The organism is Arthrobacter sp. 05T410, assembly GCF_056396505.1.
In genome coordinates this window covers 149,675-166,369 of record NZ_JBFTLP010000003.1, presented here as the reverse complement: position 1 = coordinate 166,369, position 16,695 = coordinate 149,675, and the positions used below count along the sequence as shown (strand labels likewise).

Genomic DNA, 16,695 nt, shown 5'->3' with positions numbered 1-16,695 from the left:
TTTACGCTTCGCAACACGTTTTTCACGGCACGGGCGCTGAACCCAGGGTGCCACTGAGGAGAACACCATGGGACGTCTGAAACTTCGACGCCGGCGGACGGCTCTGGCGGCCGGTCTCGCCGCCCTGGCCATGGCGGCCGGTGTGGCGGCGGTACCGGCGGAGGCGGCGGACAGGACCCGGTACGTCGCGCTCGGAGACTCCTATGCCGCCGGGCTGGGGGCGGGGCCGTACCTGGATGATTGCTACCGCAGCGAGAACAGCTATTCCGAACTCGCTGCCCACACGAAGACCATCAAACTCGTCGCCAACGCGGCCTGCAGCGGCAAGACGACCCAGGACGTCGTCAACACCCAGCTCAGGCGGCTGACCAGGACCACCGGGCTCGTCACCATCACTGCCGGCGGCAACAACCTCCGGTTTGCGGAAATCCTCGCCTCCTGCGGCGCCGCCATGGTCAATCCCGCTGCGGGTCCGCTGTGCGATGCCGCCAGTGCCTACGCCGAGGGCCAGATCTCCAGCCATCGACTGTCCGGCGACGTGACAGCGATGATCCAGCGCGTGAAGGCTGCCGCCCCCAACGCCAAGGTTGTAGTGACGGGCTACCCCTACCTCTACGATCCCGTGGCGCCCGGCCAGGCTGATCCGATGTCCCGGTTCATCTACAAGGCCACGGTCCTGGCGGACGGCTTGAACGGCTCCATCGCCGCCGCCGCCCGGGCCACCGGAGCGGAGTACGTCGATGTCCGGGCCGCTTTCGCCGGTCACGGCGTGAACTCTGCGGCTCCGTGGATCAATTTCAGCCGTACGGCCCTGGCCAGTCCCGAAAACTTCCACCCGAACGCCCGGGGCTACGAGGCGTACTTCGCATCGCTTAACGGGGCCAAGGCCTACTCGGCACGCTAGCGCCGCTTGGCCAGCCGGGATTCGAGGGCGTTCCGGACCATCGGCCATTCATGTTCCAGGATGGAATACACGACGGTGTCCCGCAGCGCCCCGTCGGCGCTGCGCGTGTGACTGCGGAGCACGCCGTCCTGTTTGGCCCCCAGCCGCGTGATCGCCTCGCGGGACTGGTGGTTGAGCCAGTGCGTCCGGAACTCGACGGCGGGGCAGCCCAGCGTCTCGAAGGCGTGCCGCAGCAGCAGCAACTTGGAGTCCGGATTGCTGCCGGTGCCATGCACGGACGCCGCGTTCCAGGTGGAGCCGATCTCCACCCGGGGCGTGGCGGCGTCGATGTTCATGTAGGTGGTCATGCCGATCACCCGGCCCGGTCCGCCGGTAGCGGGGTCGAGCAGCCGCGTGGTGAAGGGCAGCATGGCGCCGCTGTCCTGCAGGGCCAGTCGACGCTCAATCTCGGCGGCCATGTGCTGCGGTGTGGGCACGCTGGTGTACCAGAGGTGCCATAGCTCGCCGTCGCGTGCCGCCTCGACAAGGCCGTCATGGTGGTCCTGGCTCAGCGGCTCAAGGACGACGTACTTGCCGGTCAGGGTGATGGGCGCGATCGCGGGGCGGTCCAGGGAGGTCACCGCACCATCCTAGGGGCACGGACGAATGCCGGTCACTTGGTCCAGTCGAAGAAGCCCTTGCCGGACTTGCGGCCCAGTTCGCCGCGGGCCACCTTGTCGCGGAGGATCTGCGGCGGAGCGAAACGGTCACCCAGCGTGGACTGCAGGTACTCCGCGATGCCGAGGCGCACGTCCAGGCCCACGATGTCGGTGGTCCGCAGCGGTCCCGTGGGGTGCTTGTAGCCCAGCACCATGGCGTTGTCGATGTCTTCCGCGGTGGCCACGCCCTCTTCCACCATGCGCATCGCTTCGAGGGCGATCGCGACGCCCAGCCTGGAGGAGGCGAAGCCGGGCGCGTCGTTGACCACGACGGCGGTCTTGCCGAGCGCCTCCACCCATCCGCGGGCGGCCTGGGCCAGGGCGTCGGAAGTCTGCTCGCCGAGGACCACTTCGATGAGCGTCGACGCCGGCACCGGGTTGAAGAAGTGCAGGCCCAGGAAGTTCTGCGGCCGCTTCAGTTCGCGGGCCAGACCGTTGACGGAGAGCGAGGACGTGTTGGAGGCGAGGTAGGCGCCGTCGGCGAGCCGTTCCTCGATGCCGCGCAGCGCGGTGATCTTCAGGTCCCAGTCCTCCGGAACGGCCTCGACCACCAGCTGCCGGCCGGCGAAGTCGTCGTAGTCCACGGTGACCGCGAGCCGGGAAACGATCTCGTCCAGGTTGCCGTCCACGGCGCCGCGCTCAATGCTCTTGGCGGCGGCGGACTCGACCCGCTCCCGGGCGGCCTCGGCCGACGCCTCGTCGCGCTCGACGACCACGACGTTGGCTCCGTTGATCAGGAAGGCGTGGGCGATGCCTGCGCCCATGCGGCCGCCACCGAGGACTCCCACTGCTGTCGGAAGGTTGGCGGGGAGTACGGAGTTGCCCATGTCTATTTCTGCTTCCCGGAATCTTTGGCGGACTTTTTCTCTGTTTTCTTGGCTGATTTCTTATCCAAGAATGTCTGCATGCGGTCGAACTTGGCCTGGGATTCGAAGAGGATCCCCTGTGCCAGCTGGTCAATGAGGGGATGCGCCTCGGCCGGGGCATGGAACACGGATTTGGTGATCCGGACGGCGAGCGGGTCCTGTGTGGCGATCCGGTCGGCGAGGCTGTGGGCCGCGGCCATCAGCCCGGCCGGTTCATGGATTTCGGTGATGAGATTGACGGCCAGGGCACGGTCTGCGCGCAGCACGGCACCGGCGAGCAGCATTTCCTTGGCGACGGGCTCCCCCACGAGTTCCTTGAGGCGCCAGCTGGCACCGGCGGCGGCCAGGATGCCGAGTCCGGTTTCGGGATTGCCGATCCTGACGGACGGGGTGCCGATCCGGAAGTCCGCGGCGTACGCCAGCTCGGCGCCGCCGCCGAGGCAGAAGCCATCCAGGGCTGCGATGACGGGCATCGGCAGCTTGGCGATCCGGACGAAAATGGTGGAGTTGATGCCCTGCAGGGCATCGTCGCGGCGCCGCTCGCGCAGCTGCCCGATGTCGGCGCCGGAGGCGAAAACCCCCTTGGAGCCGGCGATGATGAGGACTTTGGGGTGCCGCTCGAGATGGGCGCAGACGGTGTGGAGTTCATCGACCATCTGCTGGTCGATCGCGTTGCGGACCTCGGGGCGGTTGAGCACCACCACCACGCGGTCCTCTCGCTCTTCGACCAGGAGCGTGCCGAAGCCAGCCGGGTCGAGGGCCGGGGCCGCCACTAGACGCGCTCCAGCAGCATGGCCGTGCCCTGGCCGACGCCGATGCACATGGTGGCAAGGCCGATTTTGGCGTTTTCGCGCTCCATCCGGCCCAGCAGTGTGATGGCGATCCGGGAACCGGAGGACCCCAGCGGGTGGCCCAGGGAGATCGCACCGCCGTCGCGGTTTACGATCTCCGGGTCGAGGCCGAGCCGGCGCATGCTGGCCAGGGACTGGGTCGCGAACGCCTCGTTGAGCTCGACGGCGCCGAGGTCATCGACGCTGAGCCCGGAACGGGCGAGCACCTTCTGGGTGGCCGGAACCGGCCCGATGCCCATGATTTCGGGCTCGCAGCCGGCTGAGGCGCCGTCGATGATGCGGGCGCGGGCCGTGAGGCCAAGCTTCTGGATCGCGGCCTCCGAGGCAACGATGATGGCGGAGGCGCCGTCGTTGAGGGTGGAGGAGTTGCCGGCGGTGACGATCGAGCCGCCCTTGACTACCGGCCGGAGCCCGGCGAGGACGTCCATGGTGGTGCCGGCGCGGGGGCCCTCATCGGTGTCCACCACGGTCTCGCCCTTGCGGGTCTTGACGGTCACGGGGACGATTTCCTCCGCGAAGCGGCCGGCGGCGATGGCGGCCAGGGCGCGTTCGTGGGAGCGGACGGCGAAGGCGTCGGCGTCCTCCCGCGAGATGCCGTCAACCCGCCCCACCTCTTCTGCCGTCTCCGGCATGGAGTAGGTCATTTTGCCGTCCCTGGACAGCTCGCCCTTGGTGAACTGGGGGTTGACGAAACGCCAGCCGATGGAGGTGTCGAAGATTTCGCCCGGTTTGGCGAAGGCGGTCCGGGGTTTTTCCTGGACCCAGGGGGCACGGCTCATGGATTCGACGCCGCCCGCGATCACGATGTCCGCGGCGCCGGACTTGATCATGTGGCTGGCCATAATGATGGCGCTGAGCCCGGAGGCGCAGAGCCGGTTCACGGTGATGCCGGAGATGTGCAGCGGCAGCCCGGCTAGGAGGGTGGCCATGCGGGCCACGTTGCGGTTCTCTTCGCCGGCGCCGTTGGCGTTGCCGAGGATGACCTCGTCGATGGTGTCCGGATCGACGCCGGCGCGGGCCACAGCCTCGCGGACTACCAGTGCGGCCAGGTCATCGGGGCGGACTGCGGAGAGGGCGCCGCCGTAGCGGCCCACGGGAGTGCGGGCGCCGCCAACAAGAAAAGCCTCGACCATGAGAACATCCTTCACCAAGAAAGCGGGGCCGGCAGCAGAGTAATTTACCGACCGTTCGTTCTATAAAGATTACACGGCGGGGCAAGGGGGTCAACCGGATGCCGCCGGATTACGCGACGACGACGCCCAGATGAGCCGCGAGCAATGGAGCGAGCAGGGTGAGCTGGTGATCGTCGACGACGAGGCCGGACAGACTGCCCAGACCGCTGACGGTGCGGAAGTCGGTGCCCCGGAGGTCGAAGTCCTTGAGCCGGGCTCCGGTGAAATCGAGGGTGCCGATCGTGCAGTTCTTCAAAGCGACGCGCGTGGCGGTGCAGGAGCCCAGATCCAGCTCGTTAATGATGCAGTCGCTGATCTGCACGTCCGTGAGCTTGGACCCGCGCAGGTTCACGTAGTCGAGTTTGCCGCCGTCGATCCGCACGGACTGCCAGCCGCTTTCATAGAGCTCCGCCGATCCCCAGCGGGGGTTGCCGATCTCGACATCCCGCAGGCTGGTCCGGGCCGCCATCAGCACCGGGGCGTACGTCTCGGCCAGGATGCAGTCACGGAAAGTCGCGCCCCGCAGCTGCGTCTCATTGAAGGACATCCCGGTGAATTCGCACTCGGCAAAGTCCGTACCGCCCAGGTCCAGACCGTCTGCCGACGCGCGGCTGTAGCGGACGCCGTCGTACCGAACACCCCGCCGGAACTCCGGGGCAGGGTCGTCCTGCAGATCCCCGGGACGGACCGGCGCGAGCCGGGGGGCGGTGACCTTGGGGGTTTTCTCAGCCGCAGCGCGCCGGACCATCACTGGCACTCGGCCTTGGCCGCGATGTCCGCCAGGTCTTTTGCAAGCGCCTTGCGGGTGATGCGCATCCCGAGCGGACCGAACACGGTGAGCATGATCCTGCTGAACCGGGTCGGTTTGATGACTTCGGCGCCAAAGGTCAGCGTAAGGTCGGTTCCCCCGCCGCGCTCCGCGAGCGCGAACCTGGTGGTGTAGTCGGCGCCGCCCTGGAGGGCCTTCACAGTGGTGCTGCCGGCCCGGCCGTTCGACGGCGCCTCGGACCGGGCAACCCACATCTCCACCGTTTCCGCGCGCCCCATCATGGTGCGGATCTCCTTCCAGCGGGTACCCACGGCATAGGGTCCGTCGGTGAGCATCTGGATCGATTCGACGCCGGACAGGGTCGCCGCAGATCCGGGAATGTCCGACACCACCGCCCAGACCGCGTCCGTCGGAGCATTGATGTGCTGCGTGAGAGTGGTCTTGTGGTTCATGACCTCGAGCCTAGCCCGCGGGCCGGGGGGATTTCATCCTTTCGCGAACCGCACCGCCGCTGCCGCGGATGACGCTCCGGAGAATTACCCTGCGAGACCCCTTGAATTAGTAAGCATGCTTTGTGTTAGGCTGATCGGACAGTATTTTCAACCGGAACGAAAGGTGGCCTACACCATGGGTGTCGGAGACAAGATTCAGAACGAAGCGGAGCACCTCGGCGGCAAGGCCAAGGAAACTGCCGGAAACGCCACTGGCAACGACCAGCTGCGCGCCGAGGGCCAGAAGGACCAGGTTGTAGCCGACGCGAAGAAGGTCGGCGAAACCGTCAAGGACGCCTTCAAGAAGGACTAGTCTTTAGGACGTTGGCGGCGCCGGATTTTCCTTTGGGGGATCTCCGGCGCCGCTTTTTTGCGCCCGTGCAAGAATGGCCCCACAGACGACGGAGGGGTCAGAATGGCACGGACACACGCAGGACGCGGCAAGCCCGCCGCCCGGGATCTCAGCAATACTGACCTCGGCCGGTCCGGTGCCGCCGCCGGCGGTTCGCCGGCGCTGCGCGGCTACCTGGCGACGCCGCAGGGCGAAGGGCCGTTCCCCGCGGTCCTGATGGTCCATGAGGCGTTTGGCCTGGACGACATCACCGTCCGCCACGCCGACCGGATGGCGGCGGCCGGCTACCTGACACTGGCCGTTGACCTGTACAGCGACGGCGGGGCGCGCCGCTGCCTCGTCGCCACCATGCGCGCGCTGTCCGCGGGCGAGGGCCGGGCCTTCACCGATCTGGCCGCCGCCCGGGACTGGCTGCGCGAAACCGGCCGGACCACCGGCAAGATCGGCGTCATCGGCTTCTGCATGGGCGGCGGCTTCGCCCTGCTGCTGGCCAATGACGGCTTCGACGCCGCCGCCGTCAACTACGGGCGGCGCCCAAAAGACCCCCGGGAGGCCCTCGCCGGTGCCTGCCCGATCGTGGCCAACTTCGGCGGCCGGGACCGCACCCTGCCCGGCGAAGCAGCGAAACTCGCGGCTGTGCTCGACGGGCTGGGCGTGGAGAACGACGTGAAGGAGTTCCCGCACGCCGGGCACGCCTTCCTCAACGACGTGGAGACCGGGCCGAAAGTGCTGCGGCCGCTCATGCGGGTCATGGGCATCGGCCCGGATCCGGAATCGGCCCCGGAAGCCTGGCAGCGGATCGAGGACCACTTCGCCAAGTATCTGAACCCCAGCTGAGTCGCGGCAGGGACCGTTTTTGGTCCTCAAACGGCCCTGTCGCGTCTTACTTGGGTGAGCGGGCGCCTGGCGTGAAACCATACGGAGCATGGCCCAGAAGATTGCGTACCAGGGTGAACCGGGCGCCAACTCCAATATTGCGTGCATGCAGATGTTCCCCGAACTGGAGAGCGTTCCCTGCGCGAGTTTCGAAGACGCCTTTGAACTGGTGGCCGTCGGCACCGCCGACCTGGCCATGATTCCGATCGAAAACTCCATTGCCGGCCGGGTGGCCGATATCCATGTGCTGCTGCCCCAGTCCGGGCTGCAGATCGTCGGCGAGTATTTTCTGCCCATCCACTTCGACCTGCTGGGAATCCCGGGCAGCACCATCGAGGCAGCCACCGAGGTCCACAGCCACCTCCACGCGTTGGGGCAGTGCCGGCGTCTGATCCGCTCCGCCAGCCTGCGCCCCGTGATCGCCGGCGATACTGCCGGGTCCGCCCGGGAAGTGCGCGACTGGAACGATCCCACCAAACTCTCGCTCGCTCCTCCACTCGCGGCTCAACTCTATGGCCTGGAGGTGCTCGCCTCCGCCGTCGAGGATGACCCCTCCAACACCACGCGGTTCGTGGTTCTGGCACGGGAAAAGCCTCTGCCGGCCCGGGACATCCTGTCCGGACCGGCCGTCACCAGCTTTGTATTCCGTGTCCGGAATGTCCCCTCAGCCCTCTACAAGGCGCTGGGAGGATTCGCCACGAACGGGGTAAACATGACGCGGCTGGAAAGCTACATGGTAGGCAATGAATTTGCGGCCACGATGTTCATGGCCGACGTCGAGGGGCACCCCGAGGATTTGCCGCTCAGACTGGCGCTGGAGGAACTGGAGTTCTTCACCACAGAGGTACGCATCCTTGGCGTCTACCCCGCCGCGGAATACAGGTCCAGGCAGGCAGCCGGCCTCTGACCGCCAGCCCGGACAAACCTTGCGAAGAAGGCCAACTCCACGCGGTCACACCGCCGCGGGCCGCCCTGCCCGCAACAGGGGTGCGAAGAACGCGGCAAGCTCCGCCGTCGCCGTCAGCGGCAGGACGGTGGCCACGTACTGGTCCGGGCGCACCACCACGATGACGCCGCCGCGGTCGATGCCGCGCAACTCAAAGATGTCCGCCGCCGGGTCGGTGCCGTAGACCTTTTCGAGGTAGGGGAGCTTGAACGGCCCCACCTCCGGTTTGAACACCGCGGGGACGTTGCCGATGTCGATGCCAGTGTGATCCTGCTGGTAGATCACCTTCACGTCGAACCAGGCGTCACGGTCGGCCCCCGCGGGGGTGGCGGCGAGCGGCGAGTCCGGCGCGCTGGCCAGCCACGCGGCGAGGTCCGCGGCGGGCGACGGGGCCCCCGCCTGTTGTGCTGGCGCCGCCTGGTCCGCGAAGACGTAGATGCGCCAGCGGCCGTCCGCCGTGGCCTGGTGGCCGAGCTGGACCGGGTTGGTGTCGCAGACCCGCACAACCGGCGCGGACTTGAAGCGCTTGCCGACGGGAAAGCCGGTGGCCAGCTGCTGGTGCGTGGCCTCGGCGACGACCATCGACGGCGAGTACTCGGTCATGAAGCCGGCAGGGAACTCGGCGGTGCGCACGTAGAAGTCCTCGAGCTCGGAGGGGTTTTCAAACTCCTCGGGCTTCTTCGCCATGAGCGTCGACCACACCTTGTCGAAGTCGATCAGGTTCTTCGCGACCACCTGCCGCTCGGCCGAGTACGTGGACAGCAGGCTCTCCGGGCTGCGTCCCTCCAGCACGTGGCCGAGCTTCCAGCCGATATTGAAGCCGTCCTGCATGGAGACGTTCATGCCCTGGCCGGCCTTGGCGCTGTGCGTGTGGCACGCGTCGCCGGTGATGAACACCCGCGGCGTGCGGGTGCCCAGCTCCTCCGGGAGGACGTCGTCGAACCTGTCGGTGAGGCGGTGGCCCACCTCGTACACGCTGTGCCAGGCCACGTTGCGCACGTCAAGCGTGTAGGGGTGGATGATCGCGTTGGCCTTGGCGATGATCTGCTCGATGGTGGTCTTGCGGACCGCACCGCGGTCGTCCGCGGCGACCTCGCCGAGATCGACATACATGCGGAAGAGATGCCCACCCTCGCGCGGGATCAGCAGGATGCTGCCGCCGTCGTGGGACTGGATGGCGCATTTGAGCCGGATGTCGGGGAAATCCGTGGAGGCGAGCACGTCCATGACGCCCCACGCGTGGTTGGCCTGGTCGCCCGCCATGGTGCAGCCGATCGAGTCGCGCACCTTGCTGCGGGCGCCGTCCGCGCCCACCACGTACTTGGCCCGCACGATGCGCTCCCGGCCCTCGTCAGGACCGGCGGTGTGCGCCAGCGTCACGGCGACCGGGTACTCGCCCTCGCCGGTGACCTCCAGGCCGCGGAACTCCAGCCCGTAGTCCGGGCTCATGCGGCTCGGGGACATGGCCATGAACTCGGCGAAGTAGTCGAGCACGCGGGCCTGGTTGACGATGAGATGCGGGAACTCGCTGATCCCGCCCGGGTCATCGAGGGTGCGGGCGCTGCGGACGATGTTCGAGGGGTCCGCGGGATCCGGCTTCCAGAACGCCATCTCCGTGATGCGGTACGCCTCGGCGATGATCCGCTCGGCGAAACCGAAGGCCTGGAAGGTCTCGACGCTGCGGGCCTGGATGCCGTCGGCCTGGCCGATCGCGAGCCGGCCCGGCCTGCGTTCCACGATCCGGGTGGTGACGCCCGGGAACTGGGACAGCTGGGCTGCGGCGAGCATGCCGGCGGGGCCGGAGCCCACGATCAGCACATCTACCTCGTCGGGAAGGTGTGTGGGCCGGTCGATGCCGGCGCCGGCGGCCGGCTGGACCCGCGGGTCACCGGATACGTAGCCGTGGTGGTGGAAATGCACGGGCTTTCCTCACTTCGTTGTGTGGCGGCCTGTCGCCGACCTAGCGTGTTCGATATTAGAACGTGACGTTCGATAATAGAATTTCGGTCCCTGATCCAAAACTGTACGTCAGATATGACGCAGGTTACAAGTGTCCCCACAGGCCCCGGCAAATGCCCCGGCAAACATCCCCGCGCAAGGGGTTGACGCTCCCCGGCTTCCGGGCCATAGTGTTTCGTATACGATTTCGTACTCGATGAGGAGTAATACTTGGAACAGGTCACCGACCACATCCTGGCCGCGGCCCGCAAGGTCATCGCGGTGCATATCAACTACCCCAGCCGGGCAGCCCAGCGCGGCCGCACACCCGAGCAGCCCTCCTACTTCCTGAAGCCGTCCTCGTCGCTGGCTCTCGGTTCTGCATCAGCGCCTTCAACCGTGGAGCGCCCGGCCGGCTGCGAACTCCTCGGCTACGAGGGCGAGATCGCCCTGATCATCGGCAAGACCGCCCGCCGCGTGGGCCTCGAGGATGCGTGGAGCCATGTCGAATGGGTCACCGCCAGCAACGACCTCGGCGTCTACGACCTCCGCTACGCGGACAAGGGCTCCAACCTCCGCTCCAAGGGCGGCGACGGCTTCACGCCCGTGGGCCCGGGCCTGATCGCGGCAGACGCCGTCGATCCCGCCAAACTGCGGATCCGCACGTGGCACAACGGTGAACTGGTCCAGGACGACACCACCGTGGACCTGCTCTTCCCGTTCGCCCGGCTCGTGGCCGACCTGTCCCAGCTGCTCACCCTCGAAGAGGGCGACATCATCCTCACCGGCACCCCCGCCGGGGCGTCGGTGGCCACGCCGGGCGACGTCGTCGAGGTGGAAGTCAGCGCGACGACGGGAGGCGCCGCCGGCGGCGGGCTCACTACCGGCCGGCTGGTCACCCGGGTGGAGGAAGGCACGACGCCGTTCGCGGACTTCGGCGCCCGGCCCAAGACCGATGATCTCCAGCGGGAGGAAGCCTACGGTTCCCGTGAAGCGGCCGGCCTCGCCGCCGCCCAGCCGGCAGGGACGCCGGGCCTGTCCCCGGAGCTGAAGGCCAAACTGGAGTCCGTCTGCACGGCCACCCTGTCCTCCCAGCTGCGCAAGCGCGGCCTGAACAACGTCAGCATCGACGGCCTGTCCTCCACCCGCCCGGAGCGGCGGATCGTGGGCCTGGCCCGGACCCTGCGCTACGTGCCCAACCGCGAGGACCTGTTCACGACCCACGGCGGCGGCTTCAATGCCCAGAAGAAGGCCATCGATTCCGTCAACGAGGGCGAGATCCTGGTGATGGAAGCCCGCGGCGAAAAGGGCACCGGCACGATCGGCGACATCCTGGCCCTGCGCGCCCAGGTCCGCGGCGCCGCCGCCATCATCACCGACGGCGGCGTGCGCGACTTCACCGCCGTGGCCGCCATGGACATGCCTACGTACTATGCCAACCCGCACCCGGCCGTCCTGGGCCGCCGGCACATCCCCTGGGACACGGACATCACCATCGCCTGTGGCGGCACCACCGTGCAGCCCGGGGACATCATCGTCGCGGACGCCGACGGGATCCTGGTGATCCCGCCGGCCCTCGCCGACGAGCTCGCGGACGACTCCATCGCGCAGGAACGCGAGGAAACCTTCATCGCCGAGATGGTGCAGCAGGGCCACAGCGTCGACGGCCTCTACCCGCTCAACGCCGCCTGGCGGACCCGGTACCAGGAATGGGAAGCAGGCAAGGCCAATGACTGAGACAGCCAGGGCCGCAGCCACGCCGGCCGCGACTTCCGGCAGCAAATCCGAGCAGGCCTATGCGGCCGTCAAGGCCCGGATCGTGGACGGGACCTACTCCCCCGGCTACCGGCTGGTGCTGGCCAAGATAGCCGAGGACCTGGGCGTCAGCGTGGTGCCGGTCCGCGAAGCGATCCGCCGGCTCGAGGCCGAGGGCCTGGTCAAGTTCGAGCGGAATGTCGGCGCCACTGTGTCCGGAATCGACCCCACCGAATACCTCTACACGATGCAGACCCTCAGCATCGTTGAGGGCGCCGCAACGGCACTCTCGGCCCCGCTGATCGGGGCGGCGGACGTGGCCCGCGCCCGGGCAGTCAACGCCGAGATGCGCGAATGCCTGCAGCACTTCGACCCCGTCCGGTTCACCCGGCTGAACCAGGACTTCCACAGCGTCCTGTTCGAGCACTGCCCCAACCCGCACATCCTGGACCTCGTCCACCGGGGCTGGAACCGGCTGGCGTCACTGCGCTCCTCCACGTTCCGCTTCGTCCCGGGCCGGGCCCACGAATCCGTCGACGAGCACGAGGCGCTGCTGCAGCTCATCGAATCCGGCGCCAGCCCGGATGACATCGAAAAGGCCGCCCGCCGCCACCGCAGCGCCACCCTGGACGCGTACCTCGCCCAAACCAACGCGGGGTCACTTAGCGCCCATTAAGGCGCCCGGCATGGGCCGTAAGTGACCCCGCGTTGCACTATCAGTAAGGAAAAACAATGACGTTTACTGCCGCAGAAACCACCACTCACTACGTTCCGCAGGGCCTTCCCACCCACATCCAGCACTACATCAACGGCGACTTCGTTGATTCGGTGGGCGGGGCGACCTTCGATGTCCTGGACCCGGTGTCCAACACCAACTACGCCACCGCCGCCGCCGGCCAGAAGGAAGACATCGACCTCGCCGTAGCCGCGGCCCGCGAGGCGTTCACCAACGGCCCGTGGCCGAAGATGAAGCCGCGCGAGCGGGCCCGGGTCCTGAACAGGATCGCCGACGCCGTCGAAGCCCAGGAGGCCCGCCTGGCCGAGCTCGAAACCTTCGACACCGGCCTGCCCATCACTCAGGCCAAGGGCCAGGCGCTGCGCGCGGCCGAGAACTTCCGCTTCTTCGCGGACCTGATCGTGGCCCAGTTCGACGACGCCATGAAGGTCCCCGGCGCCCAGATCAACTACGTCAACCGCAAGCCGATCGGCGTCGCCGGGCTCATCACCCCGTGGAACACCCCGTTCATGCTCGAGTCCTGGAAGCTCGCCCCGGCCCTGGCCACCGGCAACACCGTGGTCCTCAAGCCGGCCGAATTCACCCCGCTCTCGGCCTCGCTCTGGGCGACGATCTTCAAGGACGCAGGGCTCCCCGACGGCGTCTTCAACTTGGTCAACGGCCTCGGTGAGGAAGCCGGCGACGCCCTGGTCAAGCACCCGGATGTGCCGCTGATCTCCTTCACCGGCGAAACCACCACCGGCCAGACCATCTTCCGCAACGCCGCGGCCAACCTCAAGGGCCTCTCCATGGAGCTCGGCGGCAAGTCACCGTGCGTCGTGTTCGCCGACGCCGACCTTGAGGCCGCGATCGACTCCGCCCTGTTCGGCGTCTTCTCGCTCAACGGCGAGCGCTGCACCGCCGGCTCCCGAATCCTGGTGGAGCGCGCCGTGTACGAGGAATTCTGCGACAAGTACGCCGCCCGGGCCAGGAACATCGTGGTCGGTGACCCGCACGACCCCAAGACCGAGGTCGGCGCGCTGGTCCACCCCGAGCACTACGCCAAGGTGGCCTCCTACGTGGAGATCGGCAAGTCCGAGGGCCGGCTGCTGGCCGGCGGCGGCCGCCCTGACCACCTGCCCGAGGGCAACTACATCGCACCCACGGTGTTCGCCGACGTCGCCCCGGACGCGCGGATCTTCCAGGAGGAGATCTTCGGCCCCGTCGTCGCCATCACCCCGTTCGATACCGACGAGGAAGCCCTCGCCCTGGCGAACAACACCAGGTACGGGCTCGCGGCGTACATCTGGACCCAGAACCTGACCCGCGCGCACAACTTCTCCCAAAACGTCGAGGCCGGCATGGTCTGGCTCAACAGCCACAACGTCCGCGACCTCCGCACCCCCTTCGGCGGCGTCAAGGCCTCGGGCCTGGGCCACGAGGGCGGGTACCGCTCGATCGACTTCTACACCGACCAGCAGGCTGTCCACATCACCCTGGGCACCGTCCATACGCCCAAATTCGGCGCCTAAGTTTCCCGCCGGCGCCACCCAGACCCCTTTCAAAGAAGAGAGAGCACCATGACCAACTTCGTCCCCACCCCCACTGTCCCGGCCCCGGACATCGTCCGCTGCGCCTACCTGGAACTCGTGGTCACGGACCTCGCCAAGTCCCGCCAGTTCTATGTGGACCTGCTGGGCCTGCACGTCACCGAGGAAGACGAGAACACCATCTACCTGCGCTCCCTCGAGGAGTTCATCCACCACAACCTGGTGCTGCGCAAGGGGCCCGTGGCCGCTGCGGCCGCCTTCGCCTACCGGGTGAAGTCGCCGGCCGAGGTGGACGCGGCCGAGGCCTATTACAAGGAACTGGGCTGCCGCACCGAGCGCCGCAAGGAAGGCTTCACCAAGGGCATCGGCGACGCCGTCCGCGTCGAGGATCCGCTGGGCTTCCCCTACGAATTCTTCTACGAGACCGAACACGTCGAGCGCCTTACGCAGCGCTACGACCTCTACTCCGCCGGCGAACTGGTCCGGCTGGACCACTTCAACCAGGTCACCCCGGACGTCCCGCGCGGCCGGGCGTACCTCGAGGACCTGGGCTTCCGCGTCTCCGAGGACATCAAGGACTCCGACGGCGTCACGTACGCCGCGTGGATGCATCGCAAGCAGACCGTGCACGACACCGCCCTGACCGGCGGCAACGGCCCGCGGCTGCACCACATTGCCTTCGCCACGCACGAGAAGCACAACATCATTCAGATCTGCGACAAGATGGGCGCCCTGCGCATCTCGGACCGGATCGAACGCGGCCCTGGCAGGCACGGAGTCTCCAACGCCTTCTACCTCTACATCCTGGACCCGGACGGCCACCGCATCGAGATCTACACCCAGGACTACTACACCGGCGACCCGGACAACCCCACCATCACCTGGGACGTTCACGACAACCAGCGCCGTGACTGGTGGGGCAACCCCGTGGTCCCCTCCTGGTACACCGAGGCCTCTCTGGTCCTGGACCTCGACGGCAACCCGCAGCCCGTGATCGTCCGTGAGGAAAAGAGCGAGATGGCCGTGACCGTGGGCGCCGACGGCTTCTCGTACACCCGCAAGGAAGAGGACGGCTCCGCCGGAGAAGCGACGGGATTCAAGCTCGGGGCGCAGGTTTAGCGTGCTGGATTCCGCGACGATCGAGGCCATCGCAGACGAACTGCTGGAAGCCGGCCGGAACCGCAAACCGGTCCCCCGCCTGACCACCCGCTACCCGGGGATGACGGTGGAGGACTCCTACGCAGTCCAGCGGCTGTGGCGGCGGCGCAACGAGGACGCCGGACGCCGGCTCGTGGGCCGCAAGATCGGCCTCACGTCCAAGGCGATGCAGGCCGCCACCGGCATCACCGAGCCGGACTACGGCGCCATCTTCGATGACATGGTGCTGGAAACCGGCTGCTCCGTGGACTGGGACCGGTACACCCATCCCCGGGTGGAGGTGGAGCTCGCGTTCGTGTTGAAGAAGGACCTCGCCGGTCCCGGCTGCACCATCTTCGACGTCCTGACCGCCACGGACTACGTGGTCCCGGCCCTGGAGATCCTGGACTCCCGGATCGAAATGGAGGGCCGGACCATCGTGGACACCATCGCGGACAACGCGGCGATGGGCGCCATGGTGATCGGCGGCAACCCCGTCCGCCCGGACGCCGTGGACCTGCGCTGGGTCTCCGCCATCCTCTACAAGAACCAGACCGTGGAGGAAACCGGCGTGGCCGCCGGCGTCCTGGACCACCCGGCCAACGGCGTGCACTGGCTGGCCAACAAGATCGCCGCCCACGGCGACGGCATGAAAGCCGGCGACATCATCCTCGCCGGCTCCTTCACCCGGCCCCTCTGGGTCTACAAGGGTGACACCGTGCACGCCGACTACGGACCCCTGGGGAGCATCACATGCCGCTTCGAGTAGAACCCGACGCAACCTTCAAGCACGCCCTGCGCAACCAAACCGGCGCTGCCGGCCGGCCGCTGGCCGGGATGTGGGTGTGTTCGGGCAGTCCCCTGGTGGCCGAGCTTTGCGCCGGGTCCGGCCTGGACTGGCTCCTGATCGACGCCGAGCACAGCCCCAACGGCCTCGAATCCATCCTGGCCCAACTGCAGGCCGTGCACGGCTACCCGGTCCATCCGGTGGTCCGGCCGCCGGTGAATGACACGGTGCTCATCAAGCAGTATCTGGACCTGGGCGTCCAGAACCTGCTGATCCCCATGGTGAACTCGGCAGCCGAGGCGGAGGCCGCCGTGGCCGCCACCCGCTACCCGCCCCACGGCGTCCGCGGGGTGGGCTCGGCCCTTGCCCGGGCCGCGCGCTGGAACCGTATCCCGGATTACCTCGCCCGCGCCTCCGGCACCGTCAGCGTCACCGTCCAGATTGAATCCGTTGCCGCAGTGGCCGCCGTCGGGGAGATCCTCGAAGTGGAGGGCGTGGACGCGATCTTCCTCGGGCCCTCCGACCTCGCCGCCTCCATGGGGCTGCTGGGCCAGCAGGAACACCCCCGGGTACGCGCCGCCGTCGAACACTGCCTCGCCGCCGCCACAGCGGCCGGCAAACCTGCCGGCGTGAACGCCTTCAACCCGGCAACGGCCCGCGCTTACCTGGCCGCCGGCGCCGCGTTCGTGCTGGTCGGGGCCGATGTGTCCATCCTGGCCCGCGGCTCCGAGGCCCTTGCCGCCGACTACATCCCACCGGATGCGGTGGCTGAGCCCGGCGGCACCCCCGCCAGCTACTGAGGGCCCTCCGCTTTAAACGCAGCTAAACGCGACGGCGGCAGCCACCTTTGCCAGGTGGCTGCCGCCGTCGCCGCGCTACGCTACGCGT

At 67.8% G+C, this 16,695-nt stretch carries 17 protein-coding genes; 10 read left to right on the top strand and 7 right to left on the bottom strand.

Going from position 1 to position 16,695, the window contains the following annotated elements; translation table 11 throughout:
• Window positions 1-67 precede the first annotated feature (67 nt).
• Entirely contained in the window at window positions 68-904 is an 837-nt protein-coding gene (locus AC1DFR_RS05380; protein WP_476850195.1) for an SGNH/GDSL hydrolase family protein, read from the top strand.
• Here AC1DFR_RS05380 and AC1DFR_RS05375 read toward each other — a convergent pair.
• The 6 genes from AC1DFR_RS05375 to AC1DFR_RS05350 all read right to left on the bottom strand — a co-directional run bounded on the left by AC1DFR_RS05375 (window position 901) and on the right by AC1DFR_RS05350 (window position 5,712).
• On the bottom strand, window positions 901-1,524 hold the full coding sequence (locus AC1DFR_RS05375) for a GNAT family N-acetyltransferase (RefSeq protein WP_476872906.1): 624 nt from the start codon (window positions 1,522-1,524) through the stop codon (window positions 901-903). The two genes, AC1DFR_RS05380 and AC1DFR_RS05375, sit on opposite strands and share 4 nt — an antisense overlap.
• A gap of 32 nt (window positions 1,525-1,556) precedes the next feature.
• Window positions 1,557-2,429 (bottom strand): 3-hydroxyacyl-CoA dehydrogenase family protein, encoded by an 873-nt coding sequence (locus AC1DFR_RS05370; protein ID WP_476870365.1) that lies wholly within the window; start codon window positions 2,427-2,429, stop codon window positions 1,557-1,559.
• Between the two features lie 2 nt (window positions 2,430-2,431).
• Entirely contained in the window at window positions 2,432-3,241 is an 810-nt protein-coding gene (locus AC1DFR_RS05365; RefSeq protein ID WP_230012431.1) for an enoyl-CoA hydratase/isomerase family protein, read from the bottom strand.
• Window positions 3,241-4,452 carry a thiolase family protein gene (locus AC1DFR_RS05360; RefSeq protein ID WP_079554859.1) on the bottom strand — a complete coding sequence of 404 codons (1,212 nt, stop codon included), beginning with the start codon at window positions 4,450-4,452 and terminating at the stop codon, window positions 3,241-3,243. Before AC1DFR_RS05360 ends, AC1DFR_RS05365 begins: the two co-directional genes overlap by 1 nt.
• Before the next feature lie 109 nt (window positions 4,453-4,561).
• Window positions 4,562-5,239, bottom strand: coding sequence for a pentapeptide repeat-containing protein (locus AC1DFR_RS05355; protein ID WP_476872905.1), 678 nt, complete (start codon window positions 5,237-5,239; stop codon window positions 4,562-4,564).
• Complete coding sequence (locus AC1DFR_RS05350) at window positions 5,239-5,712, bottom strand: SRPBCC family protein (RefSeq protein WP_476872904.1); 474 nt, start codon at window positions 5,710-5,712, stop codon at window positions 5,239-5,241. Before AC1DFR_RS05350 ends, AC1DFR_RS05355 begins: the two co-directional genes overlap by 1 nt.
• Before the next feature lie 175 nt (window positions 5,713-5,887).
• Between AC1DFR_RS05350 and AC1DFR_RS05345 the strand changes: the two genes are divergently transcribed.
• The 3 genes from AC1DFR_RS05345 to AC1DFR_RS05335 all read left to right on the top strand — a co-directional run bounded on the left by AC1DFR_RS05345 (window position 5,888) and on the right by AC1DFR_RS05335 (window position 7,886).
• Window positions 5,888-6,064: a CsbD family protein gene (locus tag AC1DFR_RS05345; protein WP_476872903.1), complete on the top strand. Its 177-nt coding sequence runs from the start codon at window positions 5,888-5,890 to the stop codon at window positions 6,062-6,064.
• A 102-nt stretch (window positions 6,065-6,166) separates the two neighbouring features.
• Window positions 6,167-6,940: a dienelactone hydrolase family protein gene (locus tag AC1DFR_RS05340; RefSeq protein WP_476859286.1), complete on the top strand. Its 774-nt coding sequence runs from the start codon at window positions 6,167-6,169 to the stop codon at window positions 6,938-6,940.
• An 88-nt stretch (window positions 6,941-7,028) separates the two neighbouring features.
• On the top strand, window positions 7,029-7,886 hold the full coding sequence (locus tag AC1DFR_RS05335) for a prephenate dehydratase (RefSeq protein WP_223913646.1): 858 nt from the start codon (window positions 7,029-7,031) through the stop codon (window positions 7,884-7,886).
• Window positions 7,887-7,931: 45 nt separating this feature from the next.
• Here the strand turns inward: AC1DFR_RS05335 and AC1DFR_RS05330 are convergent, their stop codons facing one another.
• A complete protein-coding gene (locus AC1DFR_RS05330; RefSeq protein WP_476872902.1) occupies window positions 7,932-9,845 on the bottom strand; it encodes an FAD-binding monooxygenase in 1,914 nt (637 codons plus the stop codon).
• A 249-nt stretch (window positions 9,846-10,094) separates the two neighbouring features.
• Here AC1DFR_RS05330 and AC1DFR_RS05325 point away from each other — a divergent pair, with 249 nt between their 5' ends.
• From AC1DFR_RS05325 to AC1DFR_RS05300, 6 genes are read left to right on the top strand one after another with little or no spacing between them, the layout of a single operon-like run.
• On the top strand, window positions 10,095-11,600 hold the full coding sequence (locus AC1DFR_RS05325) for a fumarylacetoacetate hydrolase family protein (RefSeq protein ID WP_476850202.1): 1,506 nt from the start codon (window positions 10,095-10,097) through the stop codon (window positions 11,598-11,600).
• Window positions 11,593-12,294: a GntR family transcriptional regulator gene (locus AC1DFR_RS05320; protein ID WP_026537409.1), complete on the top strand. Its 702-nt coding sequence runs from the start codon at window positions 11,593-11,595 to the stop codon at window positions 12,292-12,294. Before AC1DFR_RS05325 ends, AC1DFR_RS05320 begins: the two co-directional genes overlap by 8 nt.
• Before the next feature lie 56 nt (window positions 12,295-12,350).
• Window positions 12,351-13,865, top strand: a complete 1,515-nt coding sequence (hpaE, locus tag AC1DFR_RS05315; RefSeq protein WP_476872901.1) for a 5-carboxymethyl-2-hydroxymuconate semialdehyde dehydrogenase — start codon at window positions 12,351-12,353, stop codon at window positions 13,863-13,865.
• A gap of 48 nt (window positions 13,866-13,913) precedes the next feature.
• On the top strand, window positions 13,914-15,002 hold the full coding sequence (gene hpaD / locus AC1DFR_RS05310) for a 3,4-dihydroxyphenylacetate 2,3-dioxygenase (protein ID WP_028276400.1): 1,089 nt from the start codon (window positions 13,914-13,916) through the stop codon (window positions 15,000-15,002).
• A gap of 1 nt (window position 15,003) precedes the next feature.
• Window positions 15,004-15,789 (top strand): 2-oxo-hept-4-ene-1,7-dioate hydratase, encoded by a 786-nt coding sequence (gene hpaH, locus AC1DFR_RS05305; protein ID WP_459385538.1) that lies wholly within the window; start codon window positions 15,004-15,006, stop codon window positions 15,787-15,789.
• Complete coding sequence (locus AC1DFR_RS05300; protein ID WP_476872900.1) at window positions 15,774-16,607, top strand: aldolase/citrate lyase family protein; 834 nt, start codon at window positions 15,774-15,776, stop codon at window positions 16,605-16,607. The genes hpaH and AC1DFR_RS05300 overlap by 16 nt, the downstream gene beginning before the upstream one ends.
• Window positions 16,608-16,695: the final 88 nt, after the last annotated feature.